This window comes from Bordetella trematum, assembly GCF_900078335.1.
Lineage (GTDB): Bacteria > Pseudomonadota > Gammaproteobacteria > Burkholderiales > Burkholderiaceae_B > Bordetella > Bordetella trematum.
Genome location: NZ_FKBR01000031.1, coordinates 98,193 through 114,803, shown reverse-complemented (window position 1 = coordinate 114,803; position 16,611 = coordinate 98,193). Strand labels below are relative to the sequence as shown.

The 16,611-nt window shown below is 64.7% G+C and carries 20 protein-coding genes and 2 tRNA genes; 12 read left to right on the top strand and 10 right to left on the bottom strand.

The genetic code is table 11. The features are described from left to right. Positions 1-90 precede the first annotated feature (90 nt). The gene (locus A7V84_RS12805) at positions 91-573 is read left to right on the top strand and encodes an Lrp/AsnC family transcriptional regulator (RefSeq protein WP_051348199.1); all 483 of its coding nucleotides are present in this window, start codon (positions 91-93) and stop codon (positions 571-573) included. A 5-nt stretch (positions 574-578) separates the two neighbouring features. Here the strand turns inward: A7V84_RS12805 and A7V84_RS12800 are convergent, their stop codons facing one another. Beyond that, positions 579-1,190, bottom strand: a complete 612-nt coding sequence (locus A7V84_RS12800; RefSeq protein ID WP_063491362.1) for a LysE/ArgO family amino acid transporter — start codon at positions 1,188-1,190, stop codon at positions 579-581. A 119-nt stretch (positions 1,191-1,309) separates the two neighbouring features. Between A7V84_RS12800 and A7V84_RS12795 the strand changes: the two genes are divergently transcribed. After that, the gene (locus tag A7V84_RS12795; protein ID WP_063491361.1) at positions 1,310-1,891 is read left to right on the top strand and encodes an isopentenyl transferase family protein; all 582 of its coding nucleotides are present in this window, start codon (positions 1,310-1,312) and stop codon (positions 1,889-1,891) included. Positions 1,892-2,076: 185 nt separating this feature from the next. Here the strand turns inward: A7V84_RS12795 and A7V84_RS12790 are convergent, their stop codons facing one another. After that, positions 2,077-2,784 (bottom strand): hypothetical protein, encoded by a 708-nt coding sequence (locus tag A7V84_RS12790; RefSeq protein ID WP_052125685.1) that lies wholly within the window; start codon positions 2,782-2,784, stop codon positions 2,077-2,079. Positions 2,785-2,925: 141 nt separating this feature from the next. Then, on the bottom strand, positions 2,926-4,212 hold the full coding sequence (locus A7V84_RS12785; RefSeq protein ID WP_063491360.1) for a phospholipase A: 1,287 nt from the start codon (positions 4,210-4,212) through the stop codon (positions 2,926-2,928). A gap of 120 nt (positions 4,213-4,332) precedes the next feature. Between A7V84_RS12785 and A7V84_RS12780 the strand changes: the two genes are divergently transcribed. After that, positions 4,333-4,409: transfer RNA gene (locus tag A7V84_RS12780), tRNA-Arg, on the top strand. A 34-nt stretch (positions 4,410-4,443) separates the two neighbouring features. Here A7V84_RS12780 and A7V84_RS12775 read toward each other — a convergent pair. After that, complete coding sequence (locus A7V84_RS12775) at positions 4,444-5,904, bottom strand: phospholipase D-like domain-containing protein (protein ID WP_033534562.1); 1,461 nt, start codon at positions 5,902-5,904, stop codon at positions 4,444-4,446. 152 nt (positions 5,905-6,056) lie between these two features. Between A7V84_RS12775 and A7V84_RS12770 the strand changes: the two genes are divergently transcribed. Continuing rightward, positions 6,057-6,132: transfer RNA gene (locus A7V84_RS12770), tRNA-His, on the top strand. 102 nt (positions 6,133-6,234) lie between these two features. On the opposite strand, the gene A7V84_RS12765 is transcribed toward A7V84_RS12770, so the two are convergent. Both A7V84_RS12765 and A7V84_RS12760 read right to left on the bottom strand, forming a co-directional pair. Next, positions 6,235-6,738 carry a hypothetical protein gene (locus A7V84_RS12765; protein WP_204246498.1) on the bottom strand — a complete coding sequence of 168 codons (504 nt, stop codon included), beginning with the start codon at positions 6,736-6,738 and terminating at the stop codon, positions 6,235-6,237. A 23-nt stretch (positions 6,739-6,761) separates the two neighbouring features. After that, entirely contained in the window at positions 6,762-7,199 is a 438-nt protein-coding gene (locus A7V84_RS12760) for a YqaA family protein (RefSeq protein ID WP_025513561.1), read from the bottom strand. Between the two features lie 273 nt (positions 7,200-7,472). Between A7V84_RS12760 and A7V84_RS12755 the strand changes: the two genes are divergently transcribed. The 4 genes from A7V84_RS12755 to A7V84_RS12740 all read left to right on the top strand — a co-directional run bounded on the left by A7V84_RS12755 (position 7,473) and on the right by A7V84_RS12740 (position 10,240). Then, positions 7,473-8,699 carry a DUF3440 domain-containing protein gene (locus tag A7V84_RS12755; protein ID WP_025513559.1) on the top strand — a complete coding sequence of 409 codons (1,227 nt, stop codon included), beginning with the start codon at positions 7,473-7,475 and terminating at the stop codon, positions 8,697-8,699. A gap of 40 nt (positions 8,700-8,739) precedes the next feature. Beyond that, complete coding sequence (locus tag A7V84_RS12750; RefSeq protein WP_025513557.1) at positions 8,740-9,372, top strand: IbrB-like domain-containing protein; 633 nt, start codon at positions 8,740-8,742, stop codon at positions 9,370-9,372. 147 nt (positions 9,373-9,519) lie between these two features. Then, the gene (locus A7V84_RS12745; RefSeq protein ID WP_025513556.1) at positions 9,520-9,849 is read left to right on the top strand and encodes a carboxymuconolactone decarboxylase family protein; all 330 of its coding nucleotides are present in this window, start codon (positions 9,520-9,522) and stop codon (positions 9,847-9,849) included. Between the two features lie 97 nt (positions 9,850-9,946). Beyond that, a complete protein-coding gene (locus tag A7V84_RS12740) occupies positions 9,947-10,240 on the top strand; it encodes a hypothetical protein (RefSeq protein ID WP_033534564.1) in 294 nt (97 codons plus the stop codon). Between the two features lie 8 nt (positions 10,241-10,248). On the opposite strand, the gene A7V84_RS12735 is transcribed toward A7V84_RS12740, so the two are convergent. From A7V84_RS12735 to ypfJ, 3 genes are all read right to left on the bottom strand, one after another. Then, positions 10,249-11,013 carry a DUF1828 domain-containing protein gene (locus tag A7V84_RS12735; RefSeq protein WP_063491358.1) on the bottom strand — a complete coding sequence of 255 codons (765 nt, stop codon included), beginning with the start codon at positions 11,011-11,013 and terminating at the stop codon, positions 10,249-10,251. Continuing rightward, positions 11,010-11,555 carry a hypothetical protein gene (locus A7V84_RS12730; protein ID WP_063491357.1) on the bottom strand — a complete coding sequence of 182 codons (546 nt, stop codon included), beginning with the start codon at positions 11,553-11,555 and terminating at the stop codon, positions 11,010-11,012. The genes A7V84_RS12735 and A7V84_RS12730 overlap by 4 nt, the downstream gene beginning before the upstream one ends. Positions 11,556-11,761: 206 nt before the next feature. Further along, positions 11,762-12,610, bottom strand: coding sequence for a KPN_02809 family neutral zinc metallopeptidase (ypfJ, locus tag A7V84_RS12725; protein WP_025513548.1), 849 nt, complete (start codon positions 12,608-12,610; stop codon positions 11,762-11,764). Between the two features lie 61 nt (positions 12,611-12,671). Between ypfJ and A7V84_RS12720 the strand changes: the two genes are divergently transcribed. The 4 genes from A7V84_RS12720 to bamC all read left to right on the top strand — a co-directional run bounded on the left by A7V84_RS12720 (position 12,672) and on the right by bamC (position 16,143). Next, the gene (locus tag A7V84_RS12720) at positions 12,672-13,298 is read left to right on the top strand and encodes an L-threonylcarbamoyladenylate synthase (RefSeq protein ID WP_025513546.1); all 627 of its coding nucleotides are present in this window, start codon (positions 12,672-12,674) and stop codon (positions 13,296-13,298) included. Positions 13,299-13,369: 71 nt separating this feature from the next. Next, a complete protein-coding gene (locus A7V84_RS12715; RefSeq protein ID WP_025513545.1) occupies positions 13,370-14,017 on the top strand; it encodes a site-2 protease family protein in 648 nt (215 codons plus the stop codon). An 80-nt stretch (positions 14,018-14,097) separates the two neighbouring features. Continuing rightward, positions 14,098-15,003, top strand: coding sequence for a 4-hydroxy-tetrahydrodipicolinate synthase (dapA, locus tag A7V84_RS12710; RefSeq protein WP_025513543.1), 906 nt, complete (start codon positions 14,098-14,100; stop codon positions 15,001-15,003). Between the two features lie 18 nt (positions 15,004-15,021). Next, the gene (gene bamC, locus A7V84_RS12705) at positions 15,022-16,143 is read left to right on the top strand and encodes an outer membrane protein assembly factor BamC (protein WP_025513541.1); all 1,122 of its coding nucleotides are present in this window, start codon (positions 15,022-15,024) and stop codon (positions 16,141-16,143) included. A gap of 102 nt (positions 16,144-16,245) precedes the next feature. Here the strand turns inward: bamC and A7V84_RS12700 are convergent, their stop codons facing one another. Next, the gene (locus A7V84_RS12700) at positions 16,246-16,497 is read right to left on the bottom strand and encodes a hypothetical protein (RefSeq protein ID WP_033534566.1); all 252 of its coding nucleotides are present in this window, start codon (positions 16,495-16,497) and stop codon (positions 16,246-16,248) included. Between the last annotated feature and the right edge of the window lie 114 nt (positions 16,498-16,611).

Genomic DNA, 16,611 nt, shown 5'->3' with positions numbered 1-16,611 from the left:
CAGTTTATCCTCGGGGTGTGGAACGAGAATTTCTATTGGTTCTGCCTTTTTTTGCTATTGAATAAGAAAATTATTCATGGGATGGTGTTCATGGAACATAATTATTCAGGGGTCGGGCTGGACGATATCGACCTGAAAATGTTGCGGTTGCTGCAGCGCCAGGGCCGCATGAGCAATGCAGAGCTGGCCGAGCACGTGTGCCTGTCGCCGCCGCCGTGCTGGAAGCGGCTCAAGCGGCTGGAGTCGCTGGGCGTGATCCGTGGGTATCAGGCTGTGCTCGACAAGCGCATGCTGGGCATGGGTTTGACGGTCTTCGTCAGCGTTCTGCTGGAAAGCCATTCCGAAGAAACCTGCCGCCGCTTCGAGCAGGCCGTGCTCGACATGCCGGAGGTGGTCGCCTGCCACAATATTTCAGGCCAGCACGATTACCTGCTGCATGTGGTCACCCGGGACATGGACAGCTACTCGCATTTCGCGCTGCGACAGTTGCGCAAGGTGGCGGGGGTCAAGGAAATGCAGTCGACATTCTCCTTGCGCGACGTCAAGGAGACGGCCGCCATGTTGCCGGCCTGAGGGCGTCAGGCGCCCTGTGCCAGCAGATGCAGCGCGATGGCCAGCATGCACAGCCCGACCAGGCCATCGAGCAGACGCCAGGCGCGCGGGTTGGCGAAGATGGGGCGCAGCAGGCGGGCGCCGAATCCCAGCGCAAAGAAAAACATGAACGAAGCCATCATGGCGCCAGCGGCAAACAATGGCCGCTGTCCCTCGTACTGGCTGGAAATCGAGCCCAGCAACACCAGTGTGTCGAGGTAGACATGCGGGTTGAGCCAGGTGAAGGCCAGCGTGGCGGCCAGCACTTTCGCGGCGCCGTGGCTGCCTCCGGTGGCTGGTTGCAGCGCCGCGTGCCGAGGCAGCAGGGCCGCGCGCAGGCTGCGGGCGGCATACCACAGCAGAAAGGCCGCGCCGCCAATCCGCAGCACCGGTTCGAGCCAGGGCAGTCGCGCCGTTGCGCTGGCGAAGCCGGCGACGCCGGCTGCGATCAGCAGAGCGTCACTCACGGCACAGGTCAGGCACACCAGCAATACATGCTCACGGCGCAGCCCTTGCTTGAGCACGAAGGCATTCTGCGCACCGATGGCCAGGATGAGGCTGAAGCTGAGGGCGAAACCGGCGATAAAGGCGCTGAACATGCGGCGAACCAGATAGGGCGGAAAGCGGGGCTGCCACTCTAGCCGCCCTGGCAGCAGAAGAAAAGAGCCGGGCGGCAGGGCTCTACAATCACGGCATCGCCATGCTTCAAGGAATAGCCATGTCCCGCCGCACCGCGCCTGTTGCGACCCTGGCCAGCCTTGGGCCGCGGGTGTGCATCCTGGGGCCATCGGGCAGCGGCAAGTCCACGCTCGCGCAGGCTATCGGGCAGCAGCGTGGCATGCCCGTCGTGCATCTGGATCGCTTCTATCACCAGCTTGACAGCGACTGGGTTCCCCGGCCAGCCGGCGAGTTCGCCGCCCTGCACGATGCCGCCATCGGCGAGCCGGTCTGGATCATGGAAGGGAACTACTCCATCACGCTGCCGCAACGACTGGCGCGTGCGACGGGCGTCATTGTGCTGGACGTCAGCACGGCGCGCAGCCTGTGGCGCTACGTGCGCCGCGCCTGCTTCGATGCGCAGCGCCATGGCGGGCTCGATAGTGGCCGGGATAGCGTCAAATGGCACATGATCCGCCACATCTGGCGCAGCACGCCGGTCAACCGTCGGCGTTACCGTGCGCTGGCGGCGACGCTGGAGATACCGGTGGTGCGCTTGCCGTCGGCGCATGCCGTGGCGGCGGCCTATCGCAGCTGGCAGTTGAGCCGTCCCCAGGCGCTGGACAAGGACAGGAGGGCTTGACCTGGATCAAGACGGGTCCGATGGGGGCTGGCTACTATGAATTCGTCGCGGCTTCCCCGAACCAGTCGCGACAATTCGCAATAGGAACCTCGAGTTAACCCTGAAGGCCATGCCTTCGGGGTTTTTTTTTGGCGTTTTCCGGGTGGGGCGCTCGCAGCGCTGGCCAGCTACAGGGTGGGCGCGATCTATTTTCGCGCTGCTGGCGCGGCGGGCCTGGTCGCCGGGGCGGGCGGGGGCAGGCGCTGCAGCATTTCCTGCACCAGAGCCTGGTGGCTTTGCACATCATCGGCGCGCGAGATCACCTGCACCACGGCCAGCTTGGGGCCGGAGCCGGCCAACAGGCTGGTATTCAGGGTAGGGGTGCCGGCATAGTTGCCGCGGGCGTTGATGCGCTGCAAGCCCAGCGAGCCACTGCGCAGGCTGTCCTGAGCCGTGACGTCATACTCGGCCGACGCCTGTTTTTGCTGCGTCACATAGCCTTGCGCAGCGCCCTGCAGGAATACCTTGTCGTCATCGGCCGCAGCCAGTTTGCCGGGCAACGGCGCTTCGCTCACGACCACCACCTGGCGTCGTTCGTTGCTGGTGTAAAGCATGCCGCTGGCGCCCGCAGTGCCCTCGGAAGCATCGCCGGGCGGCAGGGGGGCGGCATTGAAGCCTTCGGGCAGTTCGATAGCCAGCTTGCCTTGCAACAGACGCACGGTCTGAGGCGGTGCGGGAGGCTGCGTGACGGGGGCGGGTGTCGATGGGTCCGCTTGAGCCGCGGCGGCGGAGTCGGGCTGCGCCCCGGCAGGGGCGGGGCCCTCTGTCTTCGCCGGCGCCGGATCGGCGCTGGCAGGCGCGCCCAGGGTCAGTAACAGGCTGGCCAGGCAGCTGGCGGACAGAGAGCGGAGCATGGCGGCATCCCAGACAGGAGACGAGGGCTTCATCCTAGTCTTGTGTCGCACCCCGCGTGTGACCAAAGCCGTCAGTTGCTGCGAAGTGTTGCTGCGCGTGGAGGCTGGCCTGTCGCGGCTTGCGCCCGCGCGCGGTTGTTATCAGGGCACCAGCGACAGGCCCAGGCGGAACTGTGAGCTGCCGCGCTGGTTGTAACCCAGCAGGGTTTCACCATAACCATTGAAGTACTGCAGATGCAGATAGCCGTTCATGTTCAGGAACGTGCGCTTGAGCGGCCAGTTGAAGTCCAGCTGGGTCGTGCGGCGCTGGTCATGGCCCTGGCGATACAGGGCCGACACCACCGCGCCGTTGTTCTGCTCCCAGCGCAGCTTCCAGTCCACGCGGCCGGCATAGGCGAGGTAGTCGCGGTTCTCGTCCTCCACGCCGAAGTAGGCCCGCACACGCGGCGCGAACGACAGCGTATCGCCGTTGCCCAGGCGGTAGTGCAGGGCCGGTTCGGCATACACATCATTGAGCGAGCGTGAATCGTCGCCATCCTTGCCGTTGGATCGATGCTCCACCCCGGTGTTCAGGCCGAGCCGCCATCTGGCGTCCTGAGAGGCCCACAGCCTGTCGGTCATCCAGAAGATGCTGGGGTTGAAGGTGGTATCGATGAAGGGCATCGATTCCCCCTGGAGATCCCACAGCGACGTCTGGGTATAGCCGAGATAGAAATTCTCGAACCAGCGCGTCTGGCGCCCATCGGCCGGGCTGAAGAGCCGGTACTTGGCGCTCAGTTGAAAGCGCGCGGTGGTCCGGTCGCGCCAGCCGATATCGAAATACATGGGTTCGTAAGCCGACAGCGCCGTCCGGAAGGAGTCAAAGCCCGAGGTCTGGCTGCGGGTCTGCGCCTGGGCCATCTGTTCGGGAGCGGGGCCGGCCTCGGGCGACGCTCCCAGGGCCAGCACGGCTGCGGCGGGCAAGGGCTGGCCGCTGCGCGGATCGGTGACCGGCACGTCGGCGGCACGGCTGGCCAGGGGGGCGGCTTCCCGCCCGGTGGCCTCCAGTGCCATGAGCGCCGGTTCGCCCTCGATGCTGACGGCCTGCAGCCCGTGCGCGGAGCGCGGCACGATGGCGCTCCAGGACAGCCGCGCAAACTGGTCGACCGGCACGCTCAGTGCCGAGGGGTCGCCGTCGAGCTGGGCGGGGCTGCGCACCACGGCGCCTTGCGGGTCGCGCCATTGCAACACCAGTTGAACGGGCGGCTGCCAGCGGGCCTCGCTATCGCCATCATTGAAATAAACCGCCTCGACACGGACCGTCTCGCCGGGAGCGGCGGAAGGACGGTCAAGGCGATAGGCGACGCCCGCAACCGCGGGCAGCATCACGGCCGACAGGCCCGATGCGGCAAGTGCGCGCAGCGCACCCGGAAATCTGACGACAGGCATGGTCGAGGAGGATAAATCAGAGGCGGGAAAACAGGGTGACCCAATGTATCACTAGGATCCGCCTCGTGTGCGTGTCCGCCGCCCTGCGGCGGCAGGCTCAGGGTACAATGCCGCCGCGCGCCGCCCTTAGCTCAGTTGGATAGAGCACTCGCCTTCTAAGCGAGCGGTCACACGTTCGAATCGTGTAGGGCGGGCCAGCACCCCTTTTCACGTCTGTATTCGCGCCACGCCTTACAGATAGGGCGTGGCCAGCCAGATCACCTTGTTGCGCAAGCGGTAGAGGAAAGGCTGCTCGCGCAGGTCCGACAGCTCGACCAGGTGGCTGTTGGCGATGCGGGCATCGATGCGATCGCCCACCCAGCCGGCCAGTTCACGGCTGTAGATCTCGGTATCCAGTTCGAAGTTCAGGCGCAGGCTGCGCGGATCCAGGTTCGACGAGCCGACGTACGACCACACGCCATCGACCGTCATCAGCTTGGAATGATCGAAGGTCCCGCCGGCGCGCCAGACGCGGCAGCCGGTGCGCACCACCTGATCGAGCTGGGCACGCATGGCGTAGTCCACCAGGCGCAGGTTGTTGCGGTCCGGGATCACGATATCCACGATGATGCCGCGTCGGGCCGCCGTCGCCAGAGCGCCGATCAGCGTCTGGTCGGGCAGGAAGTAAGGCGACTGGATGCGCACATGATGCTGCGCCACGGCCAATGCGCCCAGCAGGGTATTGTGGTTGTTGCCCACGGCGCGATCCGGGCCCGAGGCCACGCAGCGCACCGGCACGCTGCCGACCGGCTCGATCAGTTCGGTCGGGAACCAGGGGGCGCCGGCCAGCGTTTCGTGGGTGGTGAAATTCCAGTCGTGGGCGAATACCGACATCAACTGACCGACCACGGGGCCACGAAACTCGAAGTGGGTATCCAGATTGGTCTGGTCGCCCGACAGCGCACTGACAAAGGCCGCCCGGATATTCATCCCGCCGCTCAGGCCATGCCGGCCATCGACCACCAGCACCTTGCGGTGGCTGCGCAGGTTGGCGTAGGGCATGCGCAACACACCCAGCGGGTTGGTCATGAAGCGCGCCGTGGGCACGCCGCCCTTGACCAGGGTGCGCACGATCGGCGGGTGCGAATAGCGGCTGCCCACCGCGTCGATCAGCACGCGCACTTGCACGCCGCGCTCATGGGCCTCGATCAGGGCCTGCGCGATTTCGCGGCCGATCGGGTCGTTGTCGAAGATATAGCTCTGCATGGCGATGCAGTGCCTGGCCTGGCGGATGGCGGCCAGCATGGCCGGATAGGTTTCGTCGCCGCCGTTGAGCGGGCGTACGCTGTTGCCGCCCAACAATTCGAAAAAGCTCAGTTTGTCGCCCAGCGTGCGCAGGGAAGCGAATTGCGGCGCACTGTACGGCACCACGTCGCCCACGCGCGCGGTCGTCAGCGGATCGACGTCGGCCACCTCGCTCTCGTCGCGCTGCTGCTGCACCATGCTGCGCCGGATGCGGTTGATGCCGGCCACAAAGTAAAGCAGGGCGCCGAAGATGGGCGAGAACATCGTCACCCCGACCCAGCCGATCGCCGCCCGTACATCCTGTTTGGTCATCGCGGCATGAATGGCCGCGCCGGTGCCGGCGATGACACTGATCCCGAACACCATATGCGGCCAGTATTCGATCAGTAATTCGTGAAGACGCTCCATGGGCTTCCTGAGTAGGGCGCGAGTCGATAGAAGGCGCACCCCGCGCGCGCCTCATCCTCCCAGGGCAAGGATAACAAGACTATTGGTGGGGTCAAACACAAGCACTGGCGCACATTTATATTTATGTGCTAGAATTATTCTTCTTTGCAGCGGTGGCTGTAGCTCAGTTGGTAGAGTCCCGGATTGTGATTCCGGTTGTCGTGGGTTCGAGTCCCATCAGCCACCCCACCGAATACAAAGAAAAAGGCACCTGATCGCAAGATCAGGTGCCTTTTTCTTTGGTTTTTCGTGCAAGCGCGTTTTTTCAAACCGCGTTTGCCACCCTGGCTTTCAGAGCGTCAGCGGCACCATGACCATCAGGGTCCAGGCAATCAGCATGCCGGGCCGGTAAATATCGACACGGCGCAAGGGCGTGATTGCGATTTCGGCAAGCGCCGCAAAGTAGGCCGCGGCAACCAGGAATACCAGCGCTTGCAGGTAAGCGCCGAAGGCCAGGGCAGAGAGGGCTGCGCCCGTGGTGATGGTGGCGGCCACCGAGCCGAGGGCCACCGCGCGCGTGGCAACATGGGTGATAAGCGCCTGTAGCCGTGGCCCGAGCTGCCCTCGCGTGAGCAGATGGGCGGTGGCGCGCAAGGCCCAGACCAGCAAGGTGATCAGCCCCAGGGATTTGGGGGCGATATGTTCCTGCAACAGGGCGGCGCCCAGCTCCGCCTGGGCCAGATAGCGATAGCCCAGGATCTGGGCCAGCCCCAGGCAGAAGCCAAATGGCAGAAAGAAAATGCCGTCCCGCCTGAGTTCGGCGCTGACGCGAAACAGGGGCGGGCGGGACAACAAGGCAGGCTCCTGGCTCATCAGCGTCAGATCAGGCCCAGCGTAATCGCCGTGAGGGTGAGATAGCGCCCGAACTTGGCCACGGTCACCAACAACAGGAACACGCCGAAAGGTTCGCGCATCACGCCGGCCACGACGGTCAGCGGATCGCCGATCACCGGCGCCCAGCTGAGCAGCAGACTCCATTTTCCATGGCGGCGGTACCACTGCTGGGCCCGCGCCAGGGTTGCCGGTTTGACGGGAAACCAGCGCCGGCCCTGGAAGTGCGCGATGCCCCGCCCCAGCCACCAGTTGAGTATCGAGCCCAGCACATTGCCGGTGCCGGCAGCCAGCACCAGCGCCCAGGCGGCTTGCTGGCCATTGATCAGCAGCCCCACCAGTACCGCCTCGGAGGCGGTCGGCAACAGGGTGGCGGCCACGAAGGCGCTCAGAAACAGGGTGGTGTAGGCGCTCCAGTCGGCCATGGACGTCGGGTCATCGGGGTTGACGGCAGAACCCGCCATTCTACGGCTGCCTGCTTGCCGCCCTGCGGCGCCCGGCGTTTGCGGTATTGCAATACTGGTTTGCAATTCAGATGACAGCTTATCTCGTCATTTGCCAGGGTTTTGTCATTTCCTACAGTTGTTCTCCGAAACCGCCTATTTCAACAGGGGGGATCGATACGGTACAAACAGGCTCCGCAGCCGCGTCGGCCCTGGCCTGGCGTGTGGCCGGTTCTGTGAGGGAGGGCATTGGACATGGCGGGCAAGCTGTATCGCGAGATCAATGTCTATGACGCCGCCAAGGAGCGCATCCGCCTGATTTTTCGTCACTTTGAGCGGGTCTGCGTGGCGTTCTCCGGGGGCAAGGACAGTTCCGTCACGCTGCATCTGGCGCTGGAGGTCGCCCAGGAGATGGGGCGCGGCCCGGTCGACGCCCTGTTCATCGATCTGGAGGGGCAGTATCGCGCCACCATCGAGCACGTCATCGAGATGTTTGATCGTCCGGATGTGCGTCCCTGGTGGATCTGCCTGCCGATCAATCTCCGCAATGCCTCCAGCCTTCAGGAGCCTTACTGGTGCGCCTGGGAGCCGGGCCGGGAAGAGGATTGGATCCGTCCCATGCCGGATCATCCTGCCGTGATCCGCGATATGCGCTTTTTTCCTTTCTATCGCTATCGCATGGAGTTCGAGGAGTTCGTGCCCGAATTCAATGACTGGTTGTCGCGCGAGACGCCGACCGCTTTTCTGGTGGGCATCCGATCGGATGAGTCCTTGAATCGCTATCTGGCGGTCAAGCGCCGCGCACGCGTCAAGAAGTGCGCCTGGAAGCCGCCCGGCGCACGGCGGGCGCTGGCCTGGAGCGCTTGTGACAATGCGCGCCGCCGCGCCGTGACCTTCTTTCCTCTGTATGACTGGAAGTTCAGCGACTTGTGGCGCTACACCGGCGAGCACGGACATGCCTACAACCGTCTCTACGACCACATGCATCGGGCCGGTGTGCCTTTTTCCCAGATGCGTATCTGCCAGCCCTATGGCGATGACCAGCGCAAGGGGCTGGACCTGTTCCACCGGCTGGAGCCCGAAGCCTGGTTCCGGGTCGTCAAGCGGGTAGCGGGCGCGAACTACGCCGCCCGTTATTGCCGGCAGCAGTTTCTCGGCTATCGGGGCGGGCTGGGCCTGCCGCCCACCTTCAGCACCTGGAGGCAGTACAGCGAGTTCCTGCTGCAGAGCATGCCGGTGGCCCTGCGCAATGTCTATCTACGGCGCCTGAAAGTCTTCATCGATTGGTGGGCGGAGCACGATTATCCCCTGGACAACTGGCCGGATGCCGGCGTGCCGGAACTGGTCAATCGCAAGATGCAGCCCTCGTGGCGGCGCGTGGCAATGTCCTTGCTCAAACAGGATATGGCGCGTTCGCTGTCTTTTGGTTTTGCGCGCCGTGACGTCGACGACATGGTGGGCAGTCGCGCGCGGCGCGGCTGAGACGCGCCGAGCAGGGGTGTGCTTTTTTTTGGGAGCAGGTATGCCGCGAGTATTGGACCTGGTGCGCCAGGCCGCCGAGTTGTTTCGTCAACTGGAAGATCTGCCGCTGGCGCAGCGGGTCGAGGCGATCAATCGCCTGCGCGTGTGCCTGCACCGGCACAGTCCGTTCGCCGCCGAGCCGGTAGATTGCGTGCAGTGGATGTGCGCCGACGATATCGCGGGCAATGATTACAACCCCAACACCGTCGCGCCGCCGGAAATGCGCCTGCTGGAGCTGTCCATCGCCAGCGACGGCTACACCCAGCCCATCGTGGCCCATCGCACCGATACCCGCTACGTGGTGGTGGACGGCTTTCACCGGCATGCCGTGGGCAGCAAGGCGGGGCCGATCCGGGAGCGCCTGCACGGCTATCTGCCGCTGGTGTTCATCCGGGCCGAGCGCGATAACGAGAGCGACCGCATCGCGGCCACCATCCGACACAACCGGGCACGCGGCGTGCATGGCGTGCTGCCGATGACGGACATCGTGGTCACGCTGCTCAAGGCCGGCTGGCGCGAGTCCGAGGTGGCGCGCCAGCTCGGCATGGACGATGATGAAGTGCTGCGTTTCAAGCAGGTGTCGGGCTTGCCGGAGCTGTTTCGAGACAGCGATTACTCGCGCTCCTGGGAGTAGCGGGCGCTTTCCCGTTTTCCAATGCCAGCATGGGATGGGGCGCTTGCGCACAAGGGCAAGCCCTACTGCCGCAAGCTGCGGCGGCTTCGCACAATGACAGAGCCGGTGGTGCGCCAGGCGCGCCACCTCCGTTCATAAGGAGTTGTCATGCTTGATTGGGATAAGTACCGCGAAGAACTGAAAACCCGCATCGGTGAGCTGGGTCAACTGTCACCGCAGACCTTGCGCGGTTACCAGGGGCTGGCGGGCGCTGGCGCCCAGACCGGCCACCTGGATGCCAAGACCCGCGAATTGATTGCCCTGGCGGTGGCGGTCACTACGCGTTGCGACGGTTGTATTGCCGTGCATGCGGCCGAGGCGACGCGTCATGGCGCCAGCCGCGAGGAGGTCGCCGAGGCGCTCGGCGTGGCCGTGGCCCTCAATGCCGGGGCCGCCATGGTGTACTCGGCACGCGTGCTGGACGCCTTGCCGCAGTAGCCCGTCCGCCTTCGCAGTGGCCGGTGGTTTGGCCGTCCGGCCGCTGCGGTCCGCCAGTAAAAACAAATATGTCAGCCGTGTCTTAGGTTTACGCGGTATGCTCATAGGCAGAGAGGGCGTCCTAGTGCTAGAGAACAACTCGGTTTACAAGGGATACCGCCTGATGGCCAAAGTGGTGCGCGGAACAAGTCCGGGCGCCAGCGGGCCGGTGTTCACGGCGTCGATCGTCGTGCTCAGGGCGGATTCTGTCCACGACGATGGTGATGAGTACCCGGTTCCCTGCTTTGCCGATGGCGCGAGCGTCTACAGCCCGCGCGAGGCGGTGCATGCAGCGGTGTCGCATGGCCGGGAGATTGTCGATAGTTTGATCGACCCCACCCGGCCAGGTTGAGTGCCTGCCTAGCCGGCGAAAAGTTCGGCCCAGTTGCGCGTCTTGTTGAGCGTGCGCACGATGGCCGATTGCTCCAGAATGGCGCTGGCTTTTTTGAATTCTTCGGCCGATGCGCCATCTTCCAGAATGACCATCCGCTTGTTGCGGGCATCGGCCATTTTGACGTCCGACATTTTCCCGTGGGTCTGGTAGACCTGGGTCCAGTCCATTTTCTTGCCCGCCTTCAGGGCGATGGGCTCGATGAAGGTGAGCGAGTTGTCGATCGCGGCCCGCACGGCGAAGGCGAAGTCGGCGCTGTGGCCGCTGCTGCCCTGGGTGCGCGCGCTCTTGAGCAGGCGGGAGGCGCCCAGCGCGTCGGTCAGGGTGCGTCCGACCTGGGCGCGAAAACGCAGGCGGCTGAACTTGGGCATCCATTTGCCGCTCTGGAAGGACAGGGCCATGGCCAGCTTGACCGCATCCCAGAGCGCTTCCTGCAGCTGGGACTGCGGACCGCTCGCCACGATCGCGCCGGCCTCGTCAAAGCCGGCCAGCGTCACGCCAGGCGTCTGGTTGAGGATTTCCAGACGCTTGGGTACCAGTTCGATACCGTAGACGGCTGCGTGCATGGCGGTTTCGCCGGCATCCGTGAGGTAGAACGTGTCGGGATCCGGATGGGCGATGAAAAACGCGGCATGTTGGCCATCGAGGCCCAGCGTCATCGGGGCGACTGCGCGTATCGTGCGCTCGCCGGCAGGAAGGACGGTCCAGCCGGAGGCTTCGAGGAAGTTGCTCATAGAATCAATTCGATTTGGCGGCCCTTGAGCGGATGGGCAAAGCCGCCGGCCAGCGTCAGGTTGGCGCGCGACAGAAAGTGATCCATCAGCACGCCGATGCTCGTGAGCGCCGGGGTGACCGGTTCGGCATAGCCTTCGCCTTCGGCCACCCAGACGTGCTGGTGACTGCGATCCTGCAGTACCTGGCGATAGTAGGGCAGGCCCTGGCCGGCCAGGCTGCTGTGAAAACTGTCATCGGTGTCTGCGCCGTATACCCGGTGCGGGCCGACGAAGAGGCTGGCGCTGAAGGCCTCGCCGATCATGATGGCGGCCTGGCCCTGCACCAGCGTGCGCGCACCCCGGTACAGCGTACGGAAAATGACGTCTTCGCGGAGTTCGCCTTTGACCTTGCAGGGGCAACTGAACTCCATCCACAGCGGGCCCTCTGAACCGGCTGTCAGCGGCTTGTGAACCCAGACTATCGGTTTGGCGGTCTCTTTCGGTTCGGCCAGGATTTCCTGGACCTCGTCCGGCGTGATCAGGGGTTCGACTTTATGGGCCATGGGTGATTCGGTATCAAAAACGGGCCTGTTTACGGCAACGCGCACAGGCACTGCCCGCAGACGCGACGCCTTGCGGCTTGTCCGGGCAAAGGGGGCGCTATCTTACAAGATGGCACCGGACCAGGCTTGCCGCGAGCAGGCGCAACCCGCCCCTGACGGGGCGGAAAACCTGAAAGTATCCTGTTTTTATGTACAGGAAACAAGGACTAGAGCTGCTTGGCGCTGAAGGTATCGCATTCGCGCAGGTCGCCCGACTCCAGTCCGCGCTTGAACCAGCGTACCCGCTGGGCCGAGCTGCCGTGCGTAAAGGCATCGGGCACCACGTAACCCTGGCTCTTGCGCTGCAGGGTGTCGTCACCGATGGCGCTGGCGGCGTTCAGGCCGGCCTCGATGTCGCCCGGCTCCAGGATCTGGCGGGCCTGGTCGGCCTGTCGCGCCCACAGGCCGGCAAAACAATCGGCCTGCAGCTCCATGCGCACCGACAGGGCATTGGCCTGGGCCGGTTGACGCCGCCGCGCCTGGTCGACCTGACCGGCGATGCCCAGCAGGCTTTGTACGTGATGGCCGACTTCGTGGGCGATCACGTAGGCCTGCGCAAACTCGCCCGGGGCGTTGAGCTTGTGCTTCATCTCGTCGAAAAAGCCCAGGTCCAGGTAGACCTTGGCGTCGGCCGGGCAATAGAAGGGCCCCATGGCCGACTGTCCGGTCCCGCAGGCCGTGGGCGTGGCGCCGCGGTACAGCACCAGGGTCGGCGGCTGGTAGGCCCGGCCGACCTGCCGCTTGAAGATGTTCTGCCAGGTGTCCTCGGTTTCACCCAGTACGCGGGCCACGAAGCGGCGTGCGGGATCCTCGGCCTGGGGCGTCTGCGTCGGCGCCGGTTGCGAGGCGGGCGGGCCTTCGGCCATCTGCAGCACGACAGCGGGGTCGACGCCGAAGTACATCGCCACCAGCGCGAGCACGATGGCGCCCAGACCCAGACGGCCACGGCCCATGACGGGCCTGCGGCCGCGTCGGTCTTCGATATTGCTGCTTTCGCGCGAGTCATTCATGCGCATGAGAGTCTCCTGGCGGCCGGAAAACATAGTCAGCCCAAAGGAGTAATGTTAGGATAAATCCATGGCCTTGCTTCTAACCCTCCATCCTGCCAACCCGCAACCCCGGCTGCTCAAGCAGGCAGCCCAGTGGCTGCAGGACGGCGGCTTGATCGCGCTCCCCACTGATTCCAGCTATGCCGTGGTGGCCCGGCTGGACGACAAGGATGCGGCAGACCGCCTGCGCCGACTTCGCGGCCTGGATGAACGCCACCACCTGACGCTGCTGTGCCGCGACCTGGCCGAGATCGGCCATTTCGCGCGCGTGGATAACCGCCAGTACCGTTTGCTCAAGTTGGCCACGCCCGGCCCCTGGACCTTCATCCTTGAAGCCACCCGGGAAGTGCCGCGGCGCGTTTCACATCCTTCGCGCAAAACCATCGGCATCCGCGTGCCGGGCAACCCGGTGGCGCTGGCCCTGCTGGAACAAGCCGGCGCGCCGTTGCTGTCGACCACCTTGATCCCCAAGGACGAGGAAGACGCCCTGAACGATGCCGAGGAAATCAGCCAGCGTTATGCGCATGAGCTGGCCGCCGTGATCGACGCCGGCGCCTGCCCGCAAAGCCCCACCACCGTCATCGATCTGACGGGCGGCGAGCCGGCCGTGCTGCGCCGCGGCAGTGGCGATCCGGCCACTTTGGGGCTGGTCTGACCCTGCGCATGGCCGCAGATCGGCCATGCATCCTCTAGCGCCACTGCGCAAGCCTCTACAATGGCGCCGCCATGAACGAGATCATCCAGACCCTCGCGATCTACGCGATCCCCGTTATTTTCGCCATTACGCTGCACGAAGCCGCGCACGGCTACGTCGCTCGCCTGTTCGGTGATCCGACGGCTCAGCAGGCCGGACGGGTCACGCTCAACCCCATCAAGCATATCGACCCGGTGGGTACGATTCTGGTGCCGGTAGTGATTCTTTTGACCTCCAAGCTGCTGGGCGGAGGCGGGCTGCTGTTTGGCTGGGCCAAGCCGGTACCGGTGGATTTCGGACGTCTGCGCCATCCCAAGCGCGATATGCTGTGGGTGGCCCTGGCCGGCCCGGCGTCCAATCTTGTGATGGCCATCCTGTGGGCGCTGGCGCTGCGGCTCTCGCTGGAGGCGGGCGTCCAGGAAGCATTCTGGTTCGAGGTCGGCCGTGCGGGCGTGATGGTCAACCTGGTGCTCATGGCCTTGAATCTTCTGCCCATCCTGCCGCTTGACGGCGGGCGGGTGTTGTTCAGCCTGTTGCCGCATCGCCTGGCCTGGCAGTATTCGCGCATCGAGCCCTATGGGCTGATGATTGTGCTGTTGCTTCTGGTGACGGATGTGCTTTGGGTCCTGATGGAGCCGATATTCGCCCTCGGGGCCATCATCGTGAATTGGTTTCTGTAGTTCAATATCCGGTAAACTCGCCGATTCGATAGATCACGCCCGGGGCATGGGGTTCCGGGTTCGGAGCTTCCTTTTACACTATGGCTTCCCCCGCCTCGACCGCAGACATTACTTTCAACGGCAGCATGGTGGCGCTGGTCACCCCGATGCAGCCGGATGGCAGTCTGGATTACCCCGCTTATCGCGCACTTATCGACTGGCATGTCGAGCAAGGGACCAACGCGCTGGTAGTGGTGGGCACCACGGGCGAGTCGCCCACGGTGTCCATGGATGAGCACGCCGAACTGATACGCGTCGCCGTTGAACATGCCGCTGGCCGCATCCCCGTGATTGCCGGCGTGGGGGCCAACTCCACCGCCGAAGCCATCCACCTCGCCAGTCATGCCAAGGCGGTGGGCGCACAGGCCGGCCTGTCCGTGGTGCCGTACTACAACAAGCCCACGCAGGAAGGCATCTACCGGCACTTCCGCACGATTGCCGAAGCCGTGGATCTGCCCACCGTGCTTTACAACGTGCCGGGTCGCACCGTTGGCGACATGACCAACGAAACCGTGTTGCGCCTGGCCGAAGTGCCTGGCGTGATCGGCATCAAGGATGCCACCGGCGATATCGCCCGGGGCGCGCTGCTGCTGCGCGAGGCACCCGAGCATTTCCAGGTTTTCAGCGGGGATGATCCCACCGCCGCCGCCCTGATTCTGCTGGGCGCGCGCGGCAACATTTCCGTGACGGCCAACGTGGCGCCGCAACTGATGAGTCAGTTGTGCTCGGCCGCGCAGGCTGGCGACGTGCCGCGCGTGCGTGAACTTAACGCCCGTCTGGCACGTCTGAACAAGGCCTTGTTCGTCGAGGCCAATCCCATTCCCGTCAAGTGGGCGCTGGCTCAGATGGGTCGCAGCGCGCTGGGCTACCGCCTGCCGCTGGTCGAGCTGGGCGCTGCGCACCATGAGACGGTGCGGCGCGCGCTCGAAGAAGTGGGTCTGCTTTAAATCACCATGAGGACGCGTATGAATACACGTCATGTCGGCGCTTCGGCATTGATGGCCCTGGCGCTGTTGTCGGGTTGCAGCGACATCAACGAGATGTTGGGCAACGAAGACTCCATTGACTACAAGAGCACCCGCCGCGGCGATCCGCTCTCGATTCCCCCCGATCTGACCCAGGCCAACGCCGATCCGCGCTACCGCGCGCCGGCATCCGGGTCGGCCACTTTCTCGCAGTTCGAGGCGCAGGGCCAGCAGGCCGTCAACCAGAAGCCGTCCAATGCCAACGTGCTGCCGCAGCGCGACGACATGAAGGTCGAGCGTGATGGCGATCTGCGCTGGCTCGTCATCCAGCGTCCGCCGGAAGAAATTTTCCCCAAGGTGGTCGACTTCTGGACCGACACGGGCTTCACCCTGTCGATCAACGATCCGCGCGCCGGTCTGCTCGAAACCAACTGGGCTGAAAACCGCGCCAAGATTCCCGAAAGCTGGCTGCGTCAGTTGCTGGGGGCGGTGCTCGAAAGCGCCTACGACAGCGGTGAGCGCGAGAAATTCCGCACCCGTGTCGAGCGTGTCAACGGGCACACCGAGATCTACATCAGTCACCGCCAGATGCTCGAAGAGCGTTCCGGCCCCGACAATGCGCAGGTGCAATGGCAGCACGGCAAGGAAGACCCGGGTCTGAACGCCGCGATGCTGGCGCGCCTGATGGTCTACCTTGGCACCGATATCGACGCTGCGCGCAAACTGGTGGCTCAGGCTGAGGCGGCGCCGCAACGTCCGGCCATCGAGCAATCGGTGCGGGCAGAAGGCGCCATGCTGGTGGTCAACGAGTCCTTCGATCGGGCGTGGCGTCGTGTCGGCGTGGCGCTGGATTCGGGTGGCTTCACGGTCGATGACCGCGACCGCAGCGCGGGCGAGTACTTCGTGCGCTATGTGGACAGCGACACCGGCGTCAAGAACGAGGGCCCGGGCTTCTTCAGCCGTCTGTTCGGCGGTGACAAGAAGGCCGCTGCCGCGCAGTACCGTATCCGCCTGACTGGCGTCGGCAACGAGACCCAGGTCACGGTGTCCACGGCCGAAGGCGAGCGCGATAACAGCGCCACCGCCCAGCGTCTGCTGAGCGTGCTGAAAGACAAGATGTAAAGCAGGCTGCAGGCCTTGCGCCTGCCGGACCCGGCGCCAGCGTCATGCTGGCGCCGGGTTTTTTTTTGAGGAAAAGGCGCCCGCGTAGCGGGCGCTTCATGCTCAGCCCAGGTCCAGGAGACGGCGCAGGCCGGGGTCTCGGGGCGTCAGCACGTCGAACAGGCCCAGGGCGCGCAGGGCGGGGGCATCGCGCAGCAAGGCGCTTTCGGCCGCCCTGCGCTGCCCGACCGGGCAGGCCGGATCCAGCCAGAGGCGGGAGTTGGCCAGGAATGCGCCCACGGTGCCCTTGCGGATGCGAACGCCATGGCGTTCGACGTGATCGTGCGTGTCGGGGAGGATGTCTTCGGCATGCATGGGGATTCCCCCGGGAGGTCTGCGAGCATTTACCTTAGCAAGCTGCCGTGCTCGCCGTTGCCGTCGGGCGGCCAAGCCATTGTTGAAATCCGCCAACCGGTGTCGTGCAGCCAT